This window comes from Planococcus chinensis, from assembly GCF_042681545.1.
GTDB classification, from domain to species: Bacteria; Bacillota; Bacilli; order Bacillales_A; family Planococcaceae; genus Planococcus; species Planococcus chinensis.
The window spans coordinates 302,192-326,490 of record NZ_JBHUFW010000004.1; the positions used below are offsets into that span (position 1 = coordinate 302,192).

The 24,299-nt window shown below is 49.1% G+C and carries 25 protein-coding genes and 1 riboswitch; of the genes, 21 read left to right on the forward strand and 4 right to left on the reverse strand.

What is annotated here, in order from left to right:
• Positions 1–115: 115 nt before the first annotated feature.
• Positions 116–2,545 carry an EAL domain-containing protein gene (locus ACFSDB_RS03830; RefSeq protein ID WP_204890906.1) on the reverse strand — a complete coding sequence of 810 codons (2,430 nt, stop codon included), beginning with the start codon at positions 2,543–2,545 and terminating at the stop codon, positions 116–118.
• Between the two features lie 308 nt (positions 2,546–2,853).
• Between ACFSDB_RS03830 and fliW the strand changes: the two genes are divergently transcribed.
• From fliW to ACFSDB_RS03855, 5 genes are all read left to right on the forward strand, one after another.
• Positions 2,854–3,306: a flagellar assembly protein FliW gene (fliW, locus tag ACFSDB_RS03835; RefSeq protein ID WP_204890905.1), complete on the forward strand. Its 453-nt coding sequence runs from the start codon at positions 2,854–2,856 to the stop codon at positions 3,304–3,306.
• A 3-nt stretch (positions 3,307–3,309) separates the two neighbouring features.
• Positions 3,310–3,531 carry a carbon storage regulator CsrA gene (gene csrA / locus ACFSDB_RS03840; RefSeq protein WP_204890904.1) on the forward strand — a complete coding sequence of 74 codons (222 nt, stop codon included), beginning with the start codon at positions 3,310–3,312 and terminating at the stop codon, positions 3,529–3,531.
• A gap of 255 nt (positions 3,532–3,786) precedes the next feature.
• Positions 3,787–4,614, forward strand: coding sequence for a flagellin N-terminal helical domain-containing protein (locus ACFSDB_RS03845; RefSeq protein WP_204890903.1), 828 nt, complete (start codon positions 3,787–3,789; stop codon positions 4,612–4,614).
• Between the two features lie 1,418 nt (positions 4,615–6,032).
• Entirely contained in the window at positions 6,033–8,690 is a 2,658-nt protein-coding gene (locus tag ACFSDB_RS03850) for an OmpL47-type beta-barrel domain-containing protein (RefSeq protein WP_204890902.1), read from the forward strand.
• A gap of 124 nt (positions 8,691–8,814) precedes the next feature.
• A complete protein-coding gene (locus ACFSDB_RS03855) occupies positions 8,815–10,071 on the forward strand; it encodes a flagellin N-terminal helical domain-containing protein (protein WP_204890901.1) in 1,257 nt (418 codons plus the stop codon).
• A 55-nt stretch (positions 10,072–10,126) separates the two neighbouring features.
• Here ACFSDB_RS03855 and ACFSDB_RS03860 read toward each other — a convergent pair whose 3' ends face one another.
• Positions 10,127–10,414 (reverse strand): hypothetical protein, encoded by a 288-nt coding sequence (locus ACFSDB_RS03860; RefSeq protein ID WP_204890900.1) that lies wholly within the window; start codon positions 10,412–10,414, stop codon positions 10,127–10,129.
• 236 nt (positions 10,415–10,650) lie between these two features.
• On the opposite strand from ACFSDB_RS03860, the gene ACFSDB_RS03865 reads away from it, so the two are divergent.
• From ACFSDB_RS03865 to flgL, 13 genes are all read left to right on the forward strand, one after another.
• Entirely contained in the window at positions 10,651–11,424 is a 774-nt protein-coding gene (locus tag ACFSDB_RS03865; protein ID WP_204890899.1) for a glucosaminidase domain-containing protein, read from the forward strand.
• Positions 11,425–11,583: 159 nt separating this feature from the next.
• Complete coding sequence (gene flaG / locus ACFSDB_RS03870; protein WP_204890898.1) at positions 11,584–11,922, forward strand: flagellar protein FlaG; 339 nt, start codon at positions 11,584–11,586, stop codon at positions 11,920–11,922.
• 21 nt (positions 11,923–11,943) lie between these two features.
• Positions 11,944–13,425, forward strand: coding sequence for a flagellar filament capping protein FliD (gene fliD, locus ACFSDB_RS03875; protein ID WP_204890897.1), 1,482 nt, complete (start codon positions 11,944–11,946; stop codon positions 13,423–13,425).
• A gap of 1 nt (position 13,426) precedes the next feature.
• Positions 13,427–13,810: a flagellar protein FliT gene (locus ACFSDB_RS03880; RefSeq protein WP_204890896.1), complete on the forward strand. Its 384-nt coding sequence runs from the start codon at positions 13,427–13,429 to the stop codon at positions 13,808–13,810.
• Positions 13,811–13,819: 9 nt separating this feature from the next.
• On the forward strand, positions 13,820–14,197 hold the full coding sequence (fliS, locus tag ACFSDB_RS03885; protein WP_204890895.1) for a flagellar export chaperone FliS: 378 nt from the start codon (positions 13,820–13,822) through the stop codon (positions 14,195–14,197).
• Positions 14,198–14,230: 33 nt separating this feature from the next.
• Positions 14,231–15,028 (forward strand): flagellar motor stator protein MotA, encoded by a 798-nt coding sequence (gene motA / locus ACFSDB_RS03890; protein WP_204890894.1) that lies wholly within the window; start codon positions 14,231–14,233, stop codon positions 15,026–15,028.
• Positions 15,018–15,800 carry a flagellar motor protein MotB gene (motB, locus tag ACFSDB_RS03895; RefSeq protein WP_204890893.1) on the forward strand — a complete coding sequence of 261 codons (783 nt, stop codon included), beginning with the start codon at positions 15,018–15,020 and terminating at the stop codon, positions 15,798–15,800. Before motA ends, motB begins: the two co-directional genes overlap by 11 nt.
• A gap of 18 nt (positions 15,801–15,818) precedes the next feature.
• On the forward strand, positions 15,819–16,244 hold the full coding sequence (locus ACFSDB_RS03900) for a flagellar basal body-associated FliL family protein (protein ID WP_204890892.1): 426 nt from the start codon (positions 15,819–15,821) through the stop codon (positions 16,242–16,244).
• A gap of 59 nt (positions 16,245–16,303) precedes the next feature.
• On the forward strand, positions 16,304–16,738 hold the full coding sequence (locus ACFSDB_RS03905; protein WP_204890891.1) for a flagellar protein: 435 nt from the start codon (positions 16,304–16,306) through the stop codon (positions 16,736–16,738).
• 412 nt (positions 16,739–17,150) lie between these two features.
• On the forward strand, positions 17,151–17,423 hold the full coding sequence (gene flgM / locus ACFSDB_RS03910; RefSeq protein ID WP_204890890.1) for a flagellar biosynthesis anti-sigma factor FlgM: 273 nt from the start codon (positions 17,151–17,153) through the stop codon (positions 17,421–17,423).
• Positions 17,424–17,453: 30 nt separating this feature from the next.
• A complete protein-coding gene (locus ACFSDB_RS03915; RefSeq protein WP_204890889.1) occupies positions 17,454–17,939 on the forward strand; it encodes a flagellar protein FlgN in 486 nt (161 codons plus the stop codon).
• A gap of 24 nt (positions 17,940–17,963) precedes the next feature.
• Positions 17,964–19,199, forward strand: coding sequence for a flagellar hook-associated protein FlgK (flgK, locus tag ACFSDB_RS03920; protein WP_204890888.1), 1,236 nt, complete (start codon positions 17,964–17,966; stop codon positions 19,197–19,199).
• 24 nt (positions 19,200–19,223) lie between these two features.
• The gene (flgL, locus tag ACFSDB_RS03925) at positions 19,224–20,021 is read left to right on the forward strand and encodes a flagellar hook-associated protein FlgL (protein ID WP_204890887.1); all 798 of its coding nucleotides are present in this window, start codon (positions 19,224–19,226) and stop codon (positions 20,019–20,021) included.
• A 740-nt stretch (positions 20,022–20,761) separates the two neighbouring features.
• On the opposite strand, the gene ACFSDB_RS03930 is transcribed toward flgL, so the two are convergent.
• The gene (locus ACFSDB_RS03930; protein ID WP_204890886.1) at positions 20,762–21,604 is read right to left on the reverse strand and encodes a flagellar hook-basal body protein; all 843 of its coding nucleotides are present in this window, start codon (positions 21,602–21,604) and stop codon (positions 20,762–20,764) included.
• An 18-nt stretch (positions 21,605–21,622) separates the two neighbouring features.
• Positions 21,623–22,456: a flagellar hook-basal body protein gene (locus ACFSDB_RS03935; protein WP_204890885.1), complete on the reverse strand. Its 834-nt coding sequence runs from the start codon at positions 22,454–22,456 to the stop codon at positions 21,623–21,625.
• Between the two features lie 212 nt (positions 22,457–22,668).
• Positions 22,669–22,755: riboswitch (cyclic di-GMP riboswitch) on the forward strand.
• A 79-nt stretch (positions 22,756–22,834) separates the two neighbouring features.
• On the opposite strand from ACFSDB_RS03935, the gene flgB reads away from it, so the two are divergent.
• From flgB to fliE, 3 genes are all read left to right on the forward strand, one after another.
• Positions 22,835–23,236: a flagellar basal body rod protein FlgB gene (gene flgB / locus ACFSDB_RS03940; protein ID WP_204890884.1), complete on the forward strand. Its 402-nt coding sequence runs from the start codon at positions 22,835–22,837 to the stop codon at positions 23,234–23,236.
• Between the two features lie 6 nt (positions 23,237–23,242).
• Complete coding sequence (gene flgC, locus ACFSDB_RS03945; RefSeq protein WP_204890883.1) at positions 23,243–23,698, forward strand: flagellar basal body rod protein FlgC; 456 nt, start codon at positions 23,243–23,245, stop codon at positions 23,696–23,698.
• A gap of 287 nt (positions 23,699–23,985) precedes the next feature.
• Complete coding sequence (gene fliE, locus ACFSDB_RS03950) at positions 23,986–24,282, forward strand: flagellar hook-basal body complex protein FliE (RefSeq protein WP_204890882.1); 297 nt, start codon at positions 23,986–23,988, stop codon at positions 24,280–24,282.
• The last annotated feature ends 17 nt before the right edge of the window (positions 24,283–24,299 follow it).

Below are 24,299 nucleotides of genomic sequence, written 5' to 3' on the forward strand. Positions count from 1 at the left end.
TTTCGGCCCCTTCTATCGACGTTTCAGCCGTTCCTATCGATGTTCCCCTTAAATGGAATCAAAACAAAAAGGCCATCGCCGAAGCGATCGCCTTTTTTATTCGCCTAAAATGGAATTAATAGACCACGTCCCCGACTTGGAGCGGACAATAAATCCGTCCGAACTCTTCGGGCGAGAGCGGGCGGTTGAACAGATAGCCTTGGGCATAATCGCAGCGTCGGGCTTTCAAAAATTCCAGCTGCTCCGCCGTCTCGACGCCTTCGGCAATCACTTTCAGCTCCAGGTTATGCGCGAGACGGATAATCGTATCGACCAGCGCGGCATCCTTTGTGTCAACGAGCAGATTGCGGGTGAAGTACTGGTCGATCTTCAATGTGTCGATCGGGAACAGCTTCAAGTAGCTGAGGGACGAATAGCCGGTGCCGAAATCGTCGATCGATAAATGGAGGCCCATGTCCTTCAGCTCCTGCATCGTCGCGACGGCATCGCTCGTCCCTTGGATAATACTCTCGGTCAGTTCGAGCTCCAGGTATTTCGCGTCAAGCCCCGAGTCGGCGAGCGCACTGCGGACGCTGCCGCAGATGTCGGTCTGGGCGAACTGGCGCGCCGAGATGTTGATGGCCATGCGGAGCGGCGGCATCCCGGCGTCCTGCCACGCCTTGTTCTGGTGGCAGGCTTCGCGCAGGACGAATTCGCCGAGTGCGATGATGGCGCCGGTCTCTTCCGCCACCGGGATGAACTCGGCTGGTGAGATCGGCCCCATGGGCGGATGCGTCCAGCGGACCAGGGCTTCCGCGCCGATGATGGCGCCGCTTGGAATGTCGATCTGCGGCTGGTAATGGACTGTGAACTCGTCGCGCTCCAGCCCTTTGCGGAGGCCGATGGCAATTTTCGAGCGCCTCGAGTATTCCTCGTTCATCGCCGGCGTGAAGAATTGGAAGTTGTTCTTGCCTTGTTCTTTGACGCGGTACAAGGCGAGGTCCGCATGCTTGATGAGCGTATCGGCGTCTTGGCCGTCTGTCGGATAGACGCTGATGCCGATCGACGGCGTCACGAACAGCTCTTCGCCGGTGAAATGGAACGCTTCATTGAATGAATCAAGGACGCGCTGCGCGAAATCCGCCGCTTTTCGGGCGTCGCTTTTTGGCAGCAGGAGCGTGAACTCGTCGCCGCCGAGGCGGGACACCGTATCGTTTTCCATCGCCTGGTTTTTCAAGCGCTCGGTCACTTCCGACAGCAACGCGTCGCCGATGCTGTGGCCGAAAGTGTCGTTGACCATCTTGAAATGGTCGAGGTCCATATAAAGCAGCGAAAACGCTTCGTCCGTCCGAGCCGAACTTTCCAGTGCGCTTGCCAACCGTTCATTGAACAGCCGTCGGTTCGGCAAGCCTGTCAATGGATCGAGGTAGGCGAGGCTGCTGATTTTCTCTTCGGTTTCTTTGCGTTCTGTGATGTCGCGGATGATGCTGCTGTAGAATACGCCTTGTTCTGTCCGCCAGGTTCCGAGCGACATCTCGACCGGAAACTCGCTGCTGTCCTTATGGAGCCCGGTGAGCTCCAAGGTTTTTCCGATGACGCTTGGCACCCCGGTGCGGGCGAAGCGGGCCATGCCTGCGGCGTGTTTTTCCCGGTGTTGCTCCGGGACGATCAACTGCAGGTTCTGTCCGAGCGCTTCGTCCTTCGCATGGCCGAAAATCGATTCCGCCCCGCGGTTCCATTGGATAATTGTGCCGTTCTGATTGGCCACGATAATGGCGTCGTTCGCCGATTCGATGACCGACTGGAATTTCAGTTCATAGGCAGCGGTCTGCGCCGTGATCCGCTTATCGGACCGGACGCTTTGATACGCGATGCCGAGGATCAAAAGCATTCCGACGCCGATTCGGTAGGCAAGCATGTTGTCATCAGCGACAAAGACGCCGCCGTGCGCCGCTTCGCCGGACGGGGAAAACAGCATCGCCGCCATCCCGGTATAGTGCATGCCGGAAACCGCGATTCCCATGACAATCGCAGAGGCGATCTTGCTCCAGTGGAAGCCATGCACTTTGCGCAGATGGAATAAAAGATACAGGGCGACATAGGAAGCCGTGAACGCGATGACCGCTGCGAGTGTCCAAAGAAAGGCATCGTGGGCGACTGTAGCAGGCATCATTACCGCTTCCATGCCGAGAATATGCATCGACAGGATCCCGAGGCCGATCATCAAGGCGCCGAAAAACAGGTGTTTCGCCGAAATGGCGGGGCGGCTGATGATCGAGAACGCGAGCCAGCAGGAAACGACTGCTGGAAGCACCGAAAACAGTACGAGCGGAAGATGGTAGGAAACGTCCATCGGCATGCGGAATGCCAGCATCCCGATAAAGTGCATCGCCCAGATGCCAAGGCCCATGACAATGGCGCCGGACAAGATCCAGCGCTGTTTCAGGCTTCCCATGGCACGTTCCAGGCGGCTGCTGATGTCCAATGCGACAAACGAGGAGAAAATCGCCACCAGGATGGAAAGGGAGGCAAGCGGCATTTCATATGAAGCAAAAATAAAATCCATTAGGCACAACTCTTTCTATATCTAAATCAGAAGAAATCGGAATGATAAATTAATGCGTAAGGTAGTAGGAATTAATCTTCATCAGCAATAACTTTCAAAATGATAGGTTTATTGTTTTCTTACTTTAGCACAAATATGGTATTTTATCACTACTTTGAGTTAAATATTGGCTCTTCCATATGAGAATTTGAGAACTCAATTTGCAGATAATTGTTGAAGCTGGAGAAAAATACGGTAAGCTTATAGGTAGGAAACCCGATTTTTGAAGTTTGATTCAACCGAAACCACAAAGCGGAAAGGAGCCAGGCATGAACATACAGACAACCCAATTTGGTCCAATAGAAGTGGCGAACGACCGCATTTTGACATTTGAACGAGGCATTCCGGGATTCGAGGAGTACAAGGAGTACGCGCTGATTCCGGCGGATGCATCAGAGGCCACACCATTCTTCTTCCTGCAATCCGTCGAAGAAGAGGAAGTGAGCTTTTTCCTCGTCGACCCGTTCACGTTCTTCGGCGATTACGATGTGAAGCTCGCCGACCAGCAAGTGGAACGTCTCGCGCTCGAAGATCCGACGGACGCCATCGTCCTGACGACGATTACCGCGGCCGGCGATTTGAAAGACGCGACAACCAATCTGAAAGCGCCGATCGTCATCAACAATAAAAAGCGCCGCGGCATGCAAGTCGTGCTTGATAATAAAACCTACAATATTAAGCAGCCCTTGTTCCAAGGCGCGGCTGACACAAGGCAGGTGTAGGCGATGCTAGTACTCGGGCGCAAAAAAGGCGAATCCATCATCATCGACGACAACATCGAAATCACCGTGACCTCGGTCGAAGGCGAGACCGTTAAGCTTGGCATCTCCGCGCCGAAGCACATCACGATCCACCGCCAGGAAGTCTACCTGGAGATCCAGGAAGAAAATAAACGGGCGAAATCGAATGTGATAAATTTGAGTGACTTTTTGAATATGAAGAAGTGAGGAAACCGGAAGCATCGGAGCTTCCGGTTTTTTCTTTTGTACTAGAGAGCTTTCTTAAATGAAGTGAAACCAAGTGTATGTAGGATTTTACTTTGTAAGAAGCAACGGTTAACAGAGTTATTAAAAAGATTTAAAGTTTTTTTTCAAAAAACGCTAAACATTTCTAAAGTGCCTCCGATATAAATAGTGTAAGGAAGTTCAAACGGATTTGGACCCTTGCAAAAAATAAAAAACATTACACGGAGGTAATACAAAATGATTATCAACAATAACATCGCAGCACTTAACACTCACCGCCAAATGGGCCAGGTTAGCGGCAACGCAGCTAACTCAATGGAAAAACTTTCTTCAGGTATGCGCATCAACCGTGGTGCAGACGACGCAGCTGGTCTTTCAATCTCTGAAAAAATGCGCGGACAGATTCGCGGACTTGAGCAAGCTTCTAAAAACTCACAAGACGCGGTTTCTTTGATCCAAACAGCTGATGGCGCTTTGAACGAAACGCACGCTGTACTTCAGCGTATGCGTGAATTGACTGTACAAGCAGCGAGTGATACAAATAGTGACGAAGAAAGAGCAGCTATTGGCGGGGAACTTACACAATTGACTGCAACAATTCAAGATATTGCCGATACTACTAAATTCAATGGTCAAACTCTGCTCGATGGACAATCTGGAACAACTGGAGTCCTTACAATCCAAAGTGGAGCAAATTCAGGAGAAACTTTAAGTCTTGATTTGAAAGAAGTAGATTTATCTGCTACATTGACTAGTCTTGGTACTGTTTCTGTGGCTGATGCTACAACTTCAGCTGCTGCTTTACTAACTCTTGATACAGCAATTAAGACAGTCTCTGAAGGCCGTGCATACACTGGTGCTGTTCAAAACCGTTTAGACTACACAATCAACAACTTGAACGCTTCTGCTGAAAACACGCAAGCTGCAGAATCACGCATCAGAGACGTTGACATGGCGAAAGAGATGATGAACTTGACTAAGAACAACATCTTGACTCAAGCTTCTCAAGCTATGTTAAGTCAAGCAAACCAAGCACCACAGGCAGTACTTCAATTGCTTCGTTAATCATTAGCATATGAAGAAAAACAAGAGACTCTTCCTTCGGTTGAGTCTCTTATTTTAACGATTAGAAAAGCCTATATTAAAGATATATAGTGTTTTTTTATTTGTCATCTACCTAGGTATAAAGAGGGGGAAATCAATTGAAAAAAAGTAGTGCAATATCACTTCTTCTTAGCGTCTTGCTAGTTCTTCAGTTTATATTGCCAAGCGCCAATGCACTTGCGGCATCTCTGGAGGCTCCAACAGAAGTTAATGGCAGTGTAATCATCGGGAATTATATATCTTTAAAATGGAATTCTGTTCCTAACGCTCAAAAGTATAATATTTATCAAATAGCTGGAGAAGAAAAGAAGCTCGTGGGTTCCTCAACTCGTACATCTTTCACATATGCGAACCAGCCTGAAGGGCAATATATTTTTGAAGTAACAGCTTTCAGTTCTTTAACTGGGGAGTCTGCACCTTCTGCTCCTTATGAAATTCAAGTCGTGCATCCAATTATGGCTCCACCAACTGAATTAAATCCGCTTATTTTAAGTGGGAATGATATTAATCTTAAATGGAAGGCTTCCGAGTTTGCAGACAGCTACAATGTCTACCAAATCATGACTAGTGAAAAGAAGCTTCTAATAAACACTTCTAATTTAAGCCGAACATTTAGCAATTTGCCGGCAGGTGAATATACTTATGAAGTTACTTCAGTCAGCAACCGTTTTGGTGAGTCCAAAACTTCTACACAGACAGTAGTGACTTTAGTTCATCCAATAATGGCAGCTCCTGCTGAATTGAAATTGACTGTCTGGAATGGCAACGATATCAATTTGAAATGGCCAGCAGTGGAATTTGCAACTGCCTATAACATTTATGAAATTAAAGATGGCATCAGAAAACTTGTAAATACAACAGAAAATTTAAACCGTACCTTGCCGAATAAAGCAGCGGGTAATTATAAATATGAAGTTCATGCAGTAAGTAATCGCTTTGGAGAATCTAAAGAGGCTGCTCAAGCAGAAATTGATTTAGTATTTCCTGAAATGGCAGCTCCCGAAAGTGTAAATGTTACCGTAATGAACGGAAATGATTTGTTTTTAAAATGGCCGGAGTCAGCATATGCGACTGGCTATAATATTTACCAAATTGATAATGGCGTGAAAAAACTTTTGTATACGACGGATCGTACAAGCCGTCTGTTTACAAATCTTCCAGCCGGAAATTATCAATACGAAGTTACTTCGTTTAGTGACCGGTTTGGCGAATCAAAAATCGGAACCCCGGTAAATTATTCGCTTGTACATCCTGACTTAGCTGCTCCAGAGATCAGCATCAGTGTATTAAACGGCAATGACCTGTACCTGAGATGGACAGCAATTGAGTTTGCTAGCGCATATAACATCTACCAAATTAAAGACGGTGTAAAAGAATTCGTGGCGACAACAGATCGCACAAACCGCATCTTCACCAACATGCCAGAAGACTGGTACGAATACGAAGTGACGGCCGTTAGCGACCGCTTCGGCGAATCCGCTCCATCAAAAGTGGAATACACGCTGGGCCACCCGACTGTACAAAGCCCGGAATTGAAATTGCTTTCTTTTGATGAGCAGACAGCTACATTGAACTGGACAGAAATCACCGGTGCTTCTGCATATAATGTGTACGAAGTGGTCGGAGAAGAATATGTCCTATTAGGCACGACAGAAAAACGCAATTACATTATCACTGACATCGCTGACGGCAAACACGAGTACGTCGTAACCGTCACGCACAGCCGTTTCGGCGACTCGGGCTACTCGAATGCGGTAGCAGTTGAAATGCAAAATGACCTGACTCCGCCAGTGACATCGTCAAACGCAGTCACTGATTGGATCAATAAAGATTTTGACGTAATCCTTACTGCGGAAGACGATAAGAGCGGCGTCGACAAGACGTTCTACTCTTTTAACGGCGTTGATTTCCTGGAAGGCGCTGACTTCACGGTAAGCGGCAGCCAGAAGATTTCATTCTACTCAACGGATCTTGCGGGGAATGTAGAAGAAGTCCAAACAGCTCAAGTGAATATTGATAAGACAGCTCCAGAAACATCATCCAACGCAAACAGTAATTGGCACCAGGAGTTCACGGTCCAGTTGAAAGCGGAAGATGAGCAAAGCGGAGTGAACCAAACATTCTATTCGGTAAATGGTTCTGAATTCACCGAAGGCGACATCGTACTTGTGAATGAAGAAGGCATCAACACGGTTTCATTCTATTCAACGGATGTTGCTGGAAACATAGAAGAAGCGAAGACGGTGGAAGTGAAGATCGACCGCACTGCTCCTGAAACGGTTTCGAATGCAGACGGCGAATGGCATACGGAATTCGCTTTGGAATTCACAGCGACGGACGATAAGGCCGGCGTTGAAACGACCTACTACTCAGTGAACGGCGCACCGTTCAAAGAAGGCGCGGCTATTGCAATAACTGAAGACGGCGTCAACACAATCGAATTCTACAGCGTCGATGGAGCGGGGAACACGGAAGCAGTGAAGACGGCCGAAGTGAATATCGACCGTTCAGCTCCTGAAACCGTGTCGAACGTGGACGGCGAATGGCACCAGGAATTCACAGTGGAATTGACAGCAACGGACGACAAGAGCGCAGTTGCAAAAACATTCTACTCGGCCAACGGCTCTGAGTTTGCGGAAGGCAGCAGCTTTACCGTAGACCAGGACGGCATCAACGAAATTTCGTTCTACAGCGTCAACAAAGCCGGCGGTACGGAAGAAGTGAAGACGGCGGAAGTGAAAATCGACCGCTCGGCGCCTGTGACGGAATCGAACGAATCCGCTGACTGGCTGAAAGAAGCGGTAGTGGAATTGACGGCGACGGACGACAAGAGCGGCGTCGACAAGACATTCTACTCCGTAAACGGCTCTGTGTTTGTCGGAGGCTCGACTGTTGTGATCACGGAAGCAGGCGTCAACGAAGTTTCCTACTACAGCATCGATAAAGTCGGCAATAAAGAAGAAGTGAAAACGATTCAAGTGAACATCGATGGCATCGCACCTGAGACGGTTTCAAATGCAGACAGCGAATGGCACAAGGAATTCATGGTCGAGTTGACTGCGACTGACGAGCATAGCGGCGTGGCAACGACGTTCTACTCCGTAAACGGATCCGAGTTCGTTGAAGGAACAAGCTTTGCCGTGACTGAAGAAGGCATCAACACGATCTCCTTCTACAGCGTCGACAAGGCAGGAAACATCGAAGAAGCGAAAACGGCCGAAGTGAAAATCGACCGCACCGCTCCTGAAACTCTTTCAAACATCGAAGATAAATGGCTCCAAGGTGAATTTGGAGTGGAACTGACAGCGACGGACGAACATAGCGGCGTTGCGAAGACGTTCTACTCAGTGGACGGTTCAGAGTTTACAGAAGGCACGAGCTTCTCTGTAAGCAAAGAAGGTGTACATGAAATTGCATTTTACAGCACAGACGCTGCTGGCAATAAAGAAGAAGTGAAAACAGCGCAAGTGAAAATCGACAAAACGGCTCCGGTTCTTTCGTGGAACCTCGAAGATGAAGTGGCACTTGGTTCTGAGCTGGCGATCAGCTACGAAGCAAGTGACGCTCTATCTGGTATCGCTTCTGAAAAACTGACAGTGAACGGCGAAGAAGTAGCGAACGGCGACCTTGTTTCATTTGATCAGCCGGGAGTTTACAAAATTCAAGTTTCGGTGACTGATCAGGCTGGCTGGACAAGCACTTTGGAAGAAACGATCACAGTGTTTATTCCATTGAACGATTTCAAAGTAATGCCAGGCGTCATCAAAGGCAATAGCGGCGTATTCTCTATCCAAGTCGGATTGCCAAAAGGCTTTAGCACAAAAGATTTCGATCTTGAGACCGTAACAATCAACGGCGTTTCTGCCATCTCCGGCAAAAACGGCTTTGAGCAGCAAGCGAAGCAAGGGCATTTCCGCTTCAACCGTGAAGATTTCAAATGGATTGACGGCACGCAATTGCTCGAATTCCGCGGCATGGTCGGCGATTACTTAGTGATCGGCCAGGCGACGGTGGAAACGAAAGCTTCTAAGAAATAAATACAAAAAAAGCTGTATCCTTATCGGGGTACAGTTTTTTTATTGAAAATTAACTTAAAAATGTAACTAACTGGTATTGAGATTGATATAATGGGACTATCGAAGAAAATTTGGGGGATCCGAAATGATTATTAACCGCAATATGGCTGGCATCAATATATTAGACAAAATGAATGCACATGCTAAAATTTCAGCGAAAAGCATGGAAAAGATCTCTTCCGGGGTGCGCATCAACCACGCAGCGGATGATGCAGCGGGGACAGCTATATCTGAAAAGATGAGATCCCAGATCAGAGGGTTGGAACAAGCGCAAAAAAATATCCAGGAAGGAATAAATTTCATTCAAACAGCTGAAGGAAGCCTTGCTAAAATTGCAGATCCTAATCTACAAAGATTGAGGGAACTAGCTGTCCAAGCAGCGAATGGCACACTTTCTTCAAACGATAGAATGGTTATTCAGCATGAAGTAAACCAGATAATAAGCGATATAGATGACGTGGCTAATAACACTAAATACAATGGCATCGATATATTAAATGTACCTAAAAATGAAGTCATAGAAAATGTCCCTTCTAATGAACAGATCATTACTGTAAATCCTGGCGAAAGAGCAGCCGCCGGATATATCGAAGTGCCGGAAGGAGCCAATACAGGCACCTTGGAAGTGGCTGCTTTTTTTGGCACGATTTCCGATGGTGTGTGGCCTGACTTGAATATCGAAAGTCCAAGCGGAGAATGGTTTGGCTATGGCACGGCAAATATGTCTTCAAGCAGCAACCAGGAAAGCACATCAAACAACTCGTCTTCAAAAGCTACCTATTCAGGATGGGGATCAAGTGATGAAAAAATGGTTTTTGAAAACCCTATTAGTGGAAAGTGGATTATAGAAATTCGAAATGACGGCGGTTCTAAGTCTTCAACTTTCAAAGTCCAGTCAAACTATTTAATCAACCAGGATAATGCGCCTGATGTGATAGAAGAACCTGCTGCCGATATACTAATACAGTATGGAGCAAATTCAGGAGAAGTATTTAATATAAATCGCAGTGATGTCCGTACTGCTGCGCTAGGTATATCCGATTTGAAAGTTGATCCATGGGAAGAGGCTGCAAAATCTATTTTAAAATTAGATGAAGCGATACAGAAAGTATCTTCTGAAAGAGGGAAATTTGGAGCTTATCAAAATGCGTTAGAGCACATACACAATAATGTCGAGGTTTCTGGAGAAAACTTGACCGCAGCAGAATCACGTATCCGTGATACGGACATGGCAAAGGAAATCATGATTCTCACGAAAGCGAATATCCTGAACCAGGCGTCGCAGGCGATGATGGCCCAAGCCAACAAGCAGCCGCAATCCATCCTGGAACTACTGAAATAAAGACAATTTAAAACGCATAAAAAGAAATTGACCCCATGTGGAAGGCAGTTTCTTTTTATGCGTTTTTTGATTTATTCCTTTTCTTGCTTTTCCATTGAGTTGTAATCATCAGCCCTATAGCAGTCATTGCCAAAACTCCACTTGCAATAAAGAACCCGATCGCATACGCAGGTATGCTCATTTCAGCAACCCGATCATTGATTTCAAAACTTAAGAAATATACACCGATCCCCGCACCGTCCACATCTGTGCCAAGCGCCCTTAAATCCGTTCCTTTGCTTGCAGAAAGTGCTGCTAGAACGAGCAGGACACTGGCTGCAATCCATTGATATGCCGGTTTCATTTTTTCCCTCCATCCGCTAATGCTCAACACTTATACTATTCGAGAAAAAGTGGAAAAGTCCTTCCAGTAAACCTTCCTATCTAATAGAAGAAATATGCCTAAAGACACATGAAAAGTTTGAGAATTGCTATATTAAGCCAATTAGATAATACTTGTTGACACAATTATCCTATTCTATTTTTCCTGGTTTTTCGTATAATGAAATCACGTGCAAATTCTAAAAGGTGGGAAAACACATGACCAGCCCGATTTCATCCAATTGGTTCCAACAAATGACCATGGCATCCATGGCTCAGGCCGCACCGGCTGCCAACCCGTCTTCCATGTCCCCGCTTGGCGGCATGGGCGGTGACAATGCCCTCTTCATGATGATCTTGAATGCGGCAATGCAAAGCCTTCAGCAGTCCGCACCTCCGGAAGTTTCGTTTTTGCAAACTCCGATGGCGATGCAAGGTACCGGTTCTTTCACGCCGATTCAAGTGATCATCCAGCCGATGCAGTCGCCGGTTGCTGGAGCAACTCCTGCAGTTTCGCCGGTTTCGGCATCGATCCAGCCGATCGATACGCGCGATGTGCCGACGAGCCTGAATGACAAAAGCGATTTCGGCTTCAAGCCGGTGCAGTTCATCAAACTCGAAAACACGCTCGAAGGCAAGCTGAGCGGATCGGCGCAGCACTTCATCAATGCCGGCAAGAAGTATGATATCGATCCGGGTCTTTTAACGGCCATTGCGATCCACGAAACGGGAAACGGTTCATCGCGCGCCGTCAATGAGAAAAACAATGTGGCGGGCATGATGGGCAAGAACGGCCTGCGCAGTTATGCGTCGATTGAAGACAGTATTTACGACATGGCGCGGAATCTCCGCAAGAACTACCTGAACCAAGGCAAGGACACCATCGCAGAAATAGGCGCGAAGTATGCGCCGGTAGGGGCAGCGAACGATCCGACCGGGCTCAACAACCACTGGACGAAAGGCGTCAGCCAGCAGTTCAACAACTTAACGTGATGGATGGAGCCGGTTCCTTGGGAATCGGTTTTATTTTTTTGAGGATTCGGGTTAAAAAACTTCCTCTTTCTGCCGATAACTAACCTATAGACGCTGGTTGGAACTGAAAGCCAGGATTCAACAGCGGTAGAGAATGGATAAGCAGAGGGAGAGACGACGATGGAAGTGAAAAATACAACAGCCATTTATTTTCCGAACAAACCCGAAACGAAAGTGGAGAAACCGGAGCAGCTGCCTGCACAACCGCCTTTGGAGGAACAGGCCGAACGAATTCCGAAAGAGAAGCTGATTGAAAAAGTGCGGGAAATGAATGAGTTTTTGGAACACAAATCCACGTCGCTGAAATTCCAGCTGCATGAGAAATTGGATATTTACTATGTCCAGATCATCGACACGGTGACAGACGAAGTACTGAAAGAAATCCCGAACAAGAAATTCCTCGATATGTACGCTTCCATAGCGGAAATTGCAGGATTGCTCGTAGATGAAAAAATGTAACGATCAAAGGAGTGGGCAAAGATGCGCATAGGCGGATTAGCGACTGGAATGGATATCGACCAATTAGTGAAAGACTTGATGTCGGCAGAACGGATGCCGCTTGATAAATTGACCCAAAAGAAAATTTGGACCGAATGGCAGCAGGATTCTTACCGCGATTTCAACTTATCGCTGTCGAACCTGCGCACGAGCGCGAACAGCCTCCGGTTCTCATCTTCATTCAACGCATTCACTGCGAGTTCTTCAAACGCTGCGAGCTTGTCGGTCACGACAACGTCCAGCGCGGTGCAAGGATCGTATCAGGCAGAAGTGCTCAGCGTCGCGAAAGCTGCAAAACTACATTCGGAATTCGCTATCCAAAAGACGGACGGCACAGGAGCGGCGAAATCGACGGACATCATTGGGATGGCTGGGACGATTACGGTCGGCTCTGTATCAGTTGCGATAGATGGCAATGAGACTTATAAACAAGTTGCGACCAAGCTGCAGGACGCAACAGCAGCGGCTGTCCCGGCGCTCCGTGTCAGCTTTGACGACACGACTTCCCGCTTTTTCGTTTCAACCAAGGCGATGGGATCGACTGAAAACTTCACGATGAGCTTTGATTCCGCGGCGCTTGCGAAGCAAGTGGTCGGAACGGACGCTCAGACTTCATTTTCAACAGCCACAGTCTCAGCATATACGTCGGCCGGAACTGATGGCAAAGTAGTCTTTGACGGCATCGAGATAGGCGGATTGAAAACGAACCAGACAACGGTCAACGGACTGACGCTGAATTTATTGCAAGTGGGCCCGCCGTCGACGATCACGGTGAGCGCCGACACGGCAAAGCCGATCGAGTCGATCAAAAGCTTTGTCGAGCAATACAACAAGACCATCACCGAGATGGAGACGGCGCTTCTGGAGAAGCGCTATCCGGACTTCCAGCCGCTGACGGACGAACAGAAAAAGGCCATGACAGAAAAAGAAATCGAGTTATGGGAAGAGAAATCGAGAAGCGGCTTGATGCGCAACGATCCGATCCTGCGCGATGCGGTCCTGCAATTGCGGAAAGCGTTCATGGACGAAGTCGAAGGCATTGCACCGGGCAATATTAGCCTGCTTTCCCAAATCGGCATTTCCACCGGCCATTACAGCGAAGGCGCCCGCCTGAACATTGATGAAGACAAGCTGAAAAAAGCACTGACGGAAAAACCGGACGAAGTGGTCGCTTTGTTTACGAATAAAACCGGCGGCCTCGGCATCGGGGACCGCGTCTACAATAAACTGAACGACGCCATCAAAGAGTTGGGAAGCCGTGCCGGCAATCCGGGAAGCGCCATCGACAACAGCGTCATCACCAAGAAAATCAAGCAGATGGATGAAGACATCTCGAAATGGCAAGACCGCTTGTCGCGCGTTGAAGACCGCTACTGGCGGCAATTTACGGCGATGGAAAAGGCGATGAACACGATGAACCAGCAAAGCGTCTGGATGCAGTCGAATATGTTCGGTGGCATGTAAGATGTACGGCCAATATTTAATCGATTTGCTGCAACAAACAAAAGAGCTGCATGGGAAAGCGTCTGCCATAGACGTCAAAATGGAAAACAACGAAGACGGCCAGCTGGAAGAGCTGCAAGCAATGTTCGAAAAGCGGCAGGAAACGATTGCCCGCCTTTCAGCATTCACCGGAAGCGATGGGTTTCATTGGACAGCAAGGGACCGGGAGAAAATTTCAGAACTCAAAGAGCTGGAAGAAACGCTTCAGCCGATGGTCAAGGGCTTGTACCGGGCGTTCGGCGAACAGCTGAACCGCATCAACCAGACCAAACAAATGTCGAAGAAATACATCGGCGCCTACCAGAACATGGGCGCCGGCGGATCGTTCATAGATAAACGGAAGTAGGGGAAATTTATGGCAACAATCAATCCTTATCAGGCATACCAGCAGAACTCGGTGATGACGGCATCGCCCCAGGAACTGACGCTCATGCTGTACAACGGCTGCCTGAAATTTATGAAGCTGTCGAAAAAAGCGATGGCGGACAATAAAATCGAAGAGAAGAACACGAACTCTCTCAAAGCGCAGGCGATCATCCAGGAGCTGCGCCATACGCTGGACATGGACATTGCCATTTCCGAAGGGCTTGCCCGGATGTACGACTACATCTACGGCCTTCTCATTGAAGCAAACATGAAAAACGATCTGGCCGCACTGGAAGAAGCGGAAGGCTACGTCACTGAACTTCGCGACACATGGAAGCTCGCGATGGGCCAATTGAAGAATCAATAAAGAGAAAACATAGAGTGAAATGAGGTTTTTGGTGTGGATAAGACATCATGGATAGGCATATTAATGGGGCTGCTTGTATTGGTCGGCGGAATGATTTTGAAAGGGTCCGATCCGATTGCGTTGTATAACCCGGCTGCACTGGTCATCATTTTCGGCGGAACGGCCGCTTCCATCATGATTGCGTTCCCGGGCGATGAAGTGAAGAAGATTCCGAGCTTGTTCAAGGTGCTGTTCGGCGAAGTGAAAATCATGCCGCTGCGCGAGATGATCCCGATGTTCACGGAATGGGCGATGGTTGCCCGCAAGGAAGGCTTGCTGGCGCTCGAAGACCGCGCGGAAGAAGTGGAAGATCCGTTTTTGCAGCGCGGCTTGAAGATGGTCGTCGACGGCCAGCCGCAGGAATACATCCGTGAATTGATGGAAGAGGAAATCGCAGCGATGCAGGACCGCCACGAACTCGGCGCGAAGATCTTTTCGCAGGCGGGCACATACGCCCCGACACTCGGGGTATTGGGTGCGGTCATCGGGCTCGTCGCGGCACTCGGGCACTTGGATGACGTAGCGCTCCTTGGTAAGTCGATCTCCGCGGCATTTATTGCCACGCTGTTCGGGATTTTCACGGGCTACGTCCTGTGGCATCCGTTTGCGAATAAATTAAAACGGAAGTCGGAGCAAGAAGCGCGCACGAAGCAGATCATGCTGGAAGGCCTGCTTGCCGTGCAGGAAGGCTTGCCGGTCCGCACGATTGAAGAGAAGTTGCTCACGTACTTGCCGGCGAAAGACCGGATTTTGAAAGAAGAGGAAAAGGTGGGGGCTCGCGTTGAAGCGTAAACACAAGCACGAAGAACATGTCGACGAGTCATGGCTAATTCCATATGCGGATATTTTGACGCTTCTGCTCGCGCTGTTCATCGTCCTTTTTGCGGCGAGCGAAGTGAACTCACAGAAGTTCCAGGAGATCTCCGATTCGTTCAACCAGGAGCTGCAAGGCGGCACCGGCATCATGGATTACCAGGCGCCGGTCGAGACGCCGGGCGACACATCGAAGCTGTCGGATCTGGAAGAAGACGGGGAAGAAGAAGAAAATCCGGAAGAAGAAATGACGCCGGAAGAAAAAGCGCTCCAGGAGGATTTCAAGGAACTTGGCGAAATCCAGGAAAAAATCGAAGCGTACATTAAAGAAAAAGGCTTGTCGCCGCGTCTGCAGACGCAGCTGACGGCGAAAGGCCTGCTGCTCACAATCAAAGAAGGCGTGCTTTACCCGTCCGGCAGCGCAGACATCACGGCTGCCGCAGAAACGATGGCGATGGAAATCGCGAGCCTTTTGGTGACGGATCTGCCGCGCAACATCTACATCGAAGGCCATACCGACAACATCCCGACCGATCCGGAAGAATACCCGTCGAACTGGGAGCTGAGTTCGGAACGCGCCATCAACTTCATGAAGATCCTATTGGAAAATGATAAACTCGATCCGCGGAAATTCAGCGCCACCGGCTACGGCGAATACCAGCCGGTCGCATCGAATGATACGGCAAAAGGACGCGCGGAAAACCGCCGCGTCGAAGTGCTCATCTCCCCGCATAGCGTCGAAGGAAAATAAAAGAGTAAGAGGTGCATTATGAAAAGTATGAAAATGCTCATGATTTTATTGATCGCTGTCGCAGCCGTCGGCGGAGGCGCGATGTATTTTTTGAAGGATACAACAGCGGAAGCGGAAACCGAAAAAGCGCCATCCGCTGAGGAAATCGCCGCGATGAGCGTCGACACCGACATCATCACGACCAACCTGGCTTCGGCGAACAATTACGCAGTCGTACAGTTCAACATCCTGCTCAGCAGCGAAAAAGCGAAAGAAGCGACCGAAAAGCGCCATGCGCAAGTGCGTGCTGCGATCATCTCGACCGTGGCCGGATTCGAGAAGGACCAATTGGTCGGCAAAGAAGGAATTTCACTGCTTGAGAAGGAATTGACCCTGAAGTTGAATGAAATCGTCCAGGAAGGCAAAGTCGAACGCGTGCTGGTCACCGAATTTAAATTGCAATAATTCGATTTAGCGCTAAACTTTTCCGGATGGATGCCGATATAAATAGTAGAAAGAACAAGGTGAGGCAAGTGGAACAGGACCGATTGGCGAACTGCCATCTATGCGGCAAACTATACATCAAATCATATTCCGACTGCTGCAGTGATTGCCACCAGGAAATCGAGCAGGACTTCCAGTCGGTCAACGGCTACCTGCGGGAAACCGACGCGGAGCTCATCACGCTTGAAGGTTTGAGCGATGCGACCGGCGTCACCGAGAAGCAGATCACGGATTTCATCCGCGAAGGCCGCATCTACGGCGCCGACTTCCCGAAGCTCGGCTACCCCTGCGCCCATTGCGGCACCGTCATCAAGCGGCAGATGCTCTGCCACTCGTGTTTCGACCTGTTCTCCTCCGACATCAGCCGCACGCTCAAACGCGAAGCACTGATCGGGGACATGAACAAGAAGCGCGATGAAGAGTCCACGAAAGTGAAGTATTGGCAGTTGAAATAGTAAAGAGTTTCTGCAGATATTCCGCAAATCAGCTGCGCTTGCCGCGGGCGAGCGCCAAGCCTCCTCAGTCGCTTTCGCGACTTGCGGGGTCTCGGCTGTCTCGCTATCCCGCAGGCAAGACTTACCCGAAGCCTGCGAGGGCAAGTCTTTGCGACGAAGCGCGCGGCGCTGCAGGAGCAGTACGGTTTTCTCCGCTGATTTGCTCCATATCTCAGATAAAGCTTCTCTATCGAGTGAAGCTATCTGCTTTTAATGAGCTAAACCAGCGCCGGCGCGTCCACGGGCTAGACGAAGCAAGAAGACAGGCGTTCTGTGCCTGGCTTCTTGCGGGAGTCATGCCCAAAGCGCCGAAGCGGCTTAAAAAATGCTAAACTAGATTTTATTCAAAATAAAAAAAGAGGGCGGTGGCGAAATGCATATCGATAAAACAACGGGTTCCACGTTCATCAATGCGTATCAGAAGCAGGCGAATGTTCCTCCGGTGGAGAAGGCGAAGCCGATCCAACAAGAAGATCAAGTGCAGATTTCGAACCGGGCCAAAGAAATGTATGAAAAGAAAACCGAAGCGAGCACGGAAAGACAAGAAAAGATCAACCAATTGAAAGCGCAGATCGAGTCTGGTGAATACCAGGTCAACGGCAAAGAAGTGGCCGATAAGGTCTTTCAGTTCTGGTTTGATAAGTAAGTTCGGGCTGCAGAAAGAGGAGGGTGTCGGATGCTGAAGGAATTGGGCGCCGCGCTGGATGAAATGATCCACGTACAGAAAAGGCTGATCGGATTCGCGGACGAGAAACAGGCGGTGCTGATCGAGCGCCGCGTCGATGACCTCAATGTCCTCGTGAAAGAAGAAGCGAAGCTGGTAAAAGAATTGAACGCGATTGAAACCGAACGCGAACGCATCACCGGTATTTTATTGCTGGAACACGGCGCATCTGGGTTCAGCGAAATGGTCGACGGCCTCACGGACGAACTCATGAAGCGTAAATTGCAGAACCAGGTCAGTGCGTTGCAGGACCTTTTGATCGAACTGCAGGCGAAAAATAAAATCAATGAACGGCTGCTGCTCGATTCGATGCAGTTTGTCCAGCACATGATTGATCAGGTGACGAAGACGAAACAGCAGCAATTCAATTACCAGTCGCCGATCGGGCAACCAAAACCACAGACTAATAGCCAAGGCTTTTTTGATACAAAAGCATAAGGCGTAAAAAGGCAGGGAAAAAACATGGCTTCAACATTTCACGGATTAGAACTCGGCAAACGCGGACTCGCGGTTGCCCAGACCAGCATCTCGACGACGGGGCATAATATAGCGAATGCAAATACAAAAGGCTACTCGCGCCAACAAGTAAATCAAACCGCTTCTCCGGCACTCGATGTTTGGGCGAACGGCAGCGTCAACCCGAGCCAGCTTGGCCAAGGGGCGCTTGTCGAGTCGATCACCCGTGTGAGAGACCGGTTTTTGGACGCGCAATACCGCGACCAGTCCGCTGCTGCCGGTGAATGGTCCGTGCGCCAGGAAACCCTCGGCCGCATCGAAGTCGCGATTAACGAACCGAGCGAGACCGGGTTGCGCGCTTCGATGGATCAATTGAGTTCTGCCTGGCAGGACGTGGCGAATGACCCGATGAGCGGATCGGCCCAAGTGGTCCTGAAAGAACGCGCAGAGGCATTCGTTCAAGTGGCGCAGTCGATGGATACGTCGCTTGGCAACATCACAGCGGACCTTCAATTGCAGCAAGGAGCGGCAGTGGACGAAGCGAACGGCTACTTGAAGCAAATTGCTGAACTCAATCAAAGCATTCTACAGAACGGCAAGAACTCGAACGACCTGCTCGACCAGCGCGATGTGCTTGTGGAGCAATTAAGTTCATTGATTCCCGTGAAAGTGACGGAGAATAAAAACGGCATCTACGATATCAGTTCGGCCGATGGCAAAGCGCTGGTAACCGGAACGGATCAAGTTGGTACGGTGGTTGCGGCCGACGGCAAAAAAGGCGGCAAGATTGCCGGCATCAATGAATCCTTGAAAGCTGTGGAAGCCTATCAAACCGATTTGACGGCAGTTGTAGAGAAATTTGCAACAGCGAACGGCATGGGCAAAGCGGATGGTTTATTCGCAAGCGGCACGCCGTTTACGATTCAGAACTTAAAAGTCAATGAAACAGCAACTTATAAAGCGCCAGCGGATCTGGAAGCGAACGCGAAAGCGGCGCAAAGCGATTTCCGTACGCTTGTCAGCAAACTGGGCGCACAAAGCCAAGGGTCGATCAACGCAGTAGCCAATTCGGAAGCTGCGCTGATGGCAACGGACAACCGCCGCCAGTCGGTGACGGGAATCTCGATTGATGAGGAAATGGCGAATTTGATCAAGTACCAGCATTCCTACAGCGCCGCGGCACGTTTCGTGTCAACGACCGACCAGATGCTCGATACGATCATCAACCGCATGGCCCGTTAATAGAACCGAGTGGAGGGGTACCAAATGAGAGTCACACAACAGATGCTGCACCAGAATTCCGTGCGGCACATGAACCAGAACCTGAGCCGGTTCGAAAAAACGAATAGCCAAGTGTCTTCCGGCAAAATGCTCGAGCGGCCGTCCGACAACCCGAACGGCGTCAGCAAAGCGATGAACCTGAAAAGCACGATTGCGGAAAACGAGCAATTCACCCGCAACACCGACGAAGCCAAACTGTGGCTCGACGAAACCGACCAGACGATCAGCCGCATGACCGATGTTATGCAGCGCGTGCGCGAGTTGGCGGTGCAAGGCGGCAGCGATACACTTTCTGACCATTCACGCGAAGTAATTTCAACGGAGATTCTGGAGCTGAAATCGACGATCGAACAATTGTCTGGCACGCAGCTGAACGGGCAGGACCTGCTCGGCGCAGCGAAAAGTTTCACGATCGGCAATGGTTTGACGGTCAAGGCGAACGCATCTTCTGCGGAAATCCTTGGCGGCACCGTGCAGATGCTTGAAGATTTAGCGGGTGCGGTCAAAGCGAACACGCCGGTCGACTTGGATGCCATCGACAGCAGCATGGACCAGATGCTGACGGTCCAATCGGAAATCGGTGCGCGCACGAACCGTGTGGATGCGACCGACAATCGCCTAAAAGGCAGTACATTGGAACTGACGAAAATGCTCTCCAAAATAGAAGATGTCGACTACGCCGAAGCGATCATCAAGCTGAAAAGCGAAGAAAGCATCTACCAGGCAAGCCTCTCGGCTACATCGGAAATCATCCAGCCGAGCTTGATGGATTTTCTGAGATAAGAATGCACCCACAGTTGTGGGTGTTTTTTTTGTGTCTTTTTCGCTTTTCGCGGGGAGCGCGAAAAGCATCATTCTTTGGTTTTGGGTTTGGATAAGAAAGTGTTCCCTTGAAAGGGAAGTGGGTTCCAACCAAAGAAGGTTGAATTCCAACCAACTCTGGCTGAGTTCCAACCAACTAGGCGTGAGTTCCAACCAAGGCGGCCTGAATTCCAACCAAGGCGGCCTGAATTCCAACCTTGTTGCCCAGTTTCCACTTGGAACGGGCGAGTTCCCACTAAATCCATGCGAGTTGCCACTAAAACCCGTCGAATTGCCACTAACTCATTGCGAGTTGCCACTTGGCCCAAAGCTATGAAAAGAATAGAACTCCTCAACTGATTTCCTACACACCACATATCTTTTTCGCTTTTCGCGAGCCGCGAAAAGCATCATTCTTTGGTTTTATGGTTTCGAATAGAATGAATTCCAACGAATGAGGCGTGAGTTCCAACCAACCCCTTCCGAATTCCAGCCACGACGATCCGTTCGCGCTTGAGCCATACGAGATGCCACTAAACCTCTGCGAGTTCCCATTACACTCAAGTGAATTTCCACTAAACCCGCACGAATTCCCACAAGTCGATCCAACATTTCTTCTGCCCAAAAACACCAATCCCCTAACCAAACCCTTCTATCCCACATTTTTCCTTCTATTATATATATGAAAAAAAGCACCCGCAGGAGCGGATGCTTCTAAACCATTAACCACGTATCGTGTTTACCAATCCCATCATATCATCCGCAAATGAAATCGCGCGGCCTTGCGACTGGATCAAGCGCTGCGTCGAAATCAACTCGGTCATCTCTTCTGTCAAATCGACATTCGACATTTCAAGAGCGCCTTGGCCGATGCGGATCGAACCATCGTTCTGCTGGGAAAGATCGAGGAGGCTCAAAGTGCCATTGGCGATCTGTTCTCCTCCTGTACCCGGAAGCTGATAGCGGTTGCCGCCGGCTTTCTCCAAAAGATTCGGACGGCTGATGTCAGCGATGCTCAATTGAATCGTATCCGCAGCTTTGCCGGGAGTCTTATAAGAAACTTCGATCGTACCGTTCTGGTTCACCTTGACCGAACTGTAATCCGAATCGAACCCAATCGGGTTGTTATTGCGGTCGAGCACGGAGTCGCCGTTCGATGTCACGAGATTGACGCGGTTCGAATTGAGTACCGGCTGCGTCTGGAAAGAGCCGTCCCGGGTGTAGAAGACGTTCCCTTCAGAGGCGACCCGGAAAAATCCGTTGCTGCCCTGGATGTTGAAATCGAGGTCACGGCCGGTCTGGCGGATGGAGCCTTGTTCGCTCCGAAGGCTCGTTTCGGCGACTTTGACGCCAGAACCAATACGTAGTCCATTTGGCGTACTCCGTCCGATTTCATGTGCCGGACCGGCTTGTTTGGTGATCGACTGGACGAGTGTATCGGAGAAGTTTGCTTCGTGCCTTTTATAGCCATTTGTATTTACATTGGAAATATTATTGGCGATGACGTCGACTTTTTTCTGAAGTTCGCGCATCGAATTTCCAGCTGTGTTCATTTGAATGTTCATCGTTTGGAAACCTCCTCGTTAAACGCGGCCAATTTCGTTGACCGCTTTTTCCATGCTACGGTCATATGCCTGTAGGACTTTCTGATTTGATTCGAATCCGCGGTAGGTGCTCATCATGTCAGTCATCGTCTGGGTCAGATCGACATTGGACGATTCCACGAACCCTTGTTTGACAAATGAACGCGAATTATCCAGGAAGGGAACACCTTCGGCAAGCTGTGGAACTTCCAATCCGTTGCCAGCCCAGCGCAATAAACCATGGCCTTCTTTTACCAATTGCTGAGGATTTTCTGTATAGCCAATCCATAGGTCATTGGTAGAGGTTCCGTTTGCCGAAGTTATTGTGCCATCTTCTTCGACAGTGAAATCTTTAGAATCAACTCTTATAGGAGATAAGTCCGAGCCGAGGACATTATGCCCTTCACTCGTTTTCAACAACCCGTCCGGACCGACAGAAAACTGGCCATTTTTGGTGTAGCGGACCTCGTTATTGGGAAGCGCGACGGCAAAGACTAAAGACCCCCGCTCATTTGTGGCAGGATTGACAGGCAGCAGATCGTCCATTAACGCAAAATCTGTTGCGTTTCCAGTCGATTTTAAAGCGCCTTGCGCGAAAGACGGAATGCCTTCCTGTGCATAGACGCCTGTTGACATGCTGCCAAGATGATGCCCGGAAGCCATTGTTTTCGCGGATCCCATCGCTTTGATCAGCTGATCGGGAAAAGAACGGATGACCGTTTGGTCTTGTTTAAAGCCTGGCGTATTGGCATTCGCCAAATTATTGGTCAGCATCTGCTGTTTCCGGTTATGCGCCATCATGCCGGAAGTGGCCGTGTATAAACCACGAAACATATTAGTTCATTCCTCTCAAAATGGGATATGCTCATTTACGGGTAAGCATAACATCTTTTTGCGACGAACAACAGAAAAAAATGTAAAATATATACTAAAAAATTTATAAAAGAAAAATATACAAATTAATAAAATCATGTTACTATAATTTTCGAACTTGAAAATCAAATTGGTACGAAATACCGAGTTTGAAAAATAGAATAGTGATTATCATACGATAACGGCAAACTTTTCCGAAAGGGGAGGGCGCAAAGCCACGGGCCTAAATTACCTTGTAATATGGCAGCCGGGTTACCGAAAAATGGTAGATTGAATGTAAATCCGCCCTTTTTTGAGTGGGTTTTTTTATTGGCCAAAATTCAGCAAAGGAGCTATAAAATGAATCTCTTTCCCCAATCGTTCCAATCATTGGAACAAGCGATGTCAACTGCCACATTAAAACAGCGTGTCCACACTGCAAATATTGCGAATGTGGATACCCCCAACTATAAGAGCAAACAAGTGAGCTTCAAGTCAGCGTTTGATACGGCAATCAGCACCCAAGCCATGGCGAGCAAGAAAACCGATCCGCGGCATTTTGCTTTCAGTACCGAAAACGGGCTAGGCTCTTCTTCCATCATCAAAGAAAACCACTCCACCAAAATAACGCCGAACGGAAACAACGTCGACATGGACGCCGAAATGGCGGAACTGGCGAAAAACCAATTATGGTACAACGCCTTAACAGAACGGGTCAATGGAAAATTCAATTCCCTGCGCACCGTCATTGAAGGGAGATAATCATCAATGAATTTATTCAACGGCTTGAATATCAGTGCATCCGGCTTGACGGCAAACCGCCTGCGGATGGACGTTGTATCATCGAATATCGCGAACGCTAACACAACGCGCGGGCATATGGTAAACGGCGAATGGGTTCCATACCGCCGGAAAACGGTGGAACTGTCGCAAAACGGCGTTTCGCCGTTTCAGCAGCATTTGTCTTCAGCAATCAGCCGGGGAGCTGGTCCAGTTTCGGGCGTTTCGGTTTCCCAGATCAGAGAAGACCAAGCGCCGTTTGTCCAGACCTACGCGCCGGACAATCCGGATGCGGACGAAAACGGCTATGTCTACTCGCCGAACGTCGATCCGGTCAAAGAAATGGTCGATCTGATGTCGGCCACCCGTTCTTATGAAGCGAACGTCACGGCATTGAACGCATCGAAGAGCATGTTCATGAAAGCATTGGAGATCGGTAAATAAATAAAGTATATATTCCGCTTCGGCGCTTTGGGCATGGCTTCCGTAATGAGCCGAGAAAACCACTCGTCTCACTACTCCGCCTAGCCCTGGGCGCGGCGGCGCTAGAAACTTCTTTGAGGAATGAAAGCATATCTCATTTAGCAATGCTATCTGAGATATGGAGCAAAACAGCGGAGACTGCCGCGGGACAGCTCGGCGCAAGCCCGCAGCAAAGCGAAGCTGTTTTGCGGAATATCGATACTGAAAAAGTATAAATTCATTTAATAAAGTCCATCTAGGAGGTCATTATGGAAATCACCAGCCAAGTACAAGCACCCTTTTTGCAAAACTCACAAATCGCGAAACCCGCGGTTGAAAATAAAGTCGAAGGTTTCGGCGAAATTCTGAAGAATACGCTGCAGGACGTGAAGGCGGCCCAGAACGAATCGGATAAATTGACCGGACAGCTCGTCACCGGCGAAGTGCAGGATGTCCACGAAGTGATGATCGCTTCGCAAAAAGCGAGCTTGTCCCTTCAGATGACCGTCCAAGTCCGCAACAAAGTGGTTGAAGCTTACCAGGAAGTCATGAGAATGCAATTATGATTCCAGCACATGAGAAG

Excerpts from the sequence above, each read along its gene's own strand:
- ACFSDB_RS03830 (WP_204890906.1), bottom strand. The coding sequence starts at position 2,545 with ATGGATTTTATTTTTGCTTCATATGAAATGCCGCTTGCCTCCCTTTCC.
- fliW (WP_204890905.1), top strand. The coding sequence starts at position 2,854 with ATGAACATACAGACAACCCAATTTGGTCCAATAGAAGTGGCGAACGAC.
- csrA (WP_204890904.1), top strand. The coding sequence starts at position 3,310 with ATGCTAGTACTCGGGCGCAAAAAAGGCGAATCCATCATCATCGACGAC.
- ACFSDB_RS03845 (WP_204890903.1), top strand. The coding sequence starts at position 3,787 with ATGATTATCAACAATAACATCGCAGCACTTAACACTCACCGCCAAATG.
- ACFSDB_RS03855 (WP_204890901.1), top strand. The coding sequence starts at position 8,815 with ATGATTATTAACCGCAATATGGCTGGCATCAATATATTAGACAAAATG.
- ACFSDB_RS03860 (WP_204890900.1), bottom strand. The coding sequence starts at position 10,414 with ATGAAACCGGCATATCAATGGATTGCAGCCAGTGTCCTGCTCGTTCTA.
- ACFSDB_RS03865 (WP_204890899.1), top strand. The coding sequence starts at position 10,651 with ATGACCAGCCCGATTTCATCCAATTGGTTCCAACAAATGACCATGGCA.
- flaG (WP_204890898.1), top strand. The coding sequence starts at position 11,584 with ATGGAAGTGAAAAATACAACAGCCATTTATTTTCCGAACAAACCCGAA.
- fliD (WP_204890897.1), top strand. The coding sequence starts at position 11,944 with ATGCGCATAGGCGGATTAGCGACTGGAATGGATATCGACCAATTAGTG.
- ACFSDB_RS03880 (WP_204890896.1), top strand. The coding sequence starts at position 13,427 with ATGTACGGCCAATATTTAATCGATTTGCTGCAACAAACAAAAGAGCTG.
- fliS (WP_204890895.1), top strand. The coding sequence starts at position 13,820 with ATGGCAACAATCAATCCTTATCAGGCATACCAGCAGAACTCGGTGATG.
- ACFSDB_RS03900 (WP_204890892.1), top strand. The coding sequence starts at position 15,819 with ATGAAAAGTATGAAAATGCTCATGATTTTATTGATCGCTGTCGCAGCC.
- flgM (WP_204890890.1), top strand. The coding sequence starts at position 17,151 with ATGCATATCGATAAAACAACGGGTTCCACGTTCATCAATGCGTATCAG.
- ACFSDB_RS03915 (WP_204890889.1), top strand. The coding sequence starts at position 17,454 with ATGCTGAAGGAATTGGGCGCCGCGCTGGATGAAATGATCCACGTACAG.
- flgK (WP_204890888.1), top strand. The coding sequence starts at position 17,964 with ATGGCTTCAACATTTCACGGATTAGAACTCGGCAAACGCGGACTCGCG.
- flgL (WP_204890887.1), top strand. The coding sequence starts at position 19,224 with ATGAGAGTCACACAACAGATGCTGCACCAGAATTCCGTGCGGCACATG.
- ACFSDB_RS03930 (WP_204890886.1), bottom strand. The coding sequence starts at position 21,604 with ATGAACATTCAAATGAACACAGCTGGAAATTCGATGCGCGAACTTCAG.
- ACFSDB_RS03935 (WP_204890885.1), bottom strand. The coding sequence starts at position 22,456 with ATGTTTCGTGGTTTATACACGGCCACTTCCGGCATGATGGCGCATAAC.
- flgB (WP_204890884.1), top strand. The coding sequence starts at position 22,835 with ATGAATCTCTTTCCCCAATCGTTCCAATCATTGGAACAAGCGATGTCA.
- flgC (WP_204890883.1), top strand. The coding sequence starts at position 23,243 with ATGAATTTATTCAACGGCTTGAATATCAGTGCATCCGGCTTGACGGCA.
- fliE (WP_204890882.1), top strand. The coding sequence starts at position 23,986 with ATGGAAATCACCAGCCAAGTACAAGCACCCTTTTTGCAAAACTCACAA.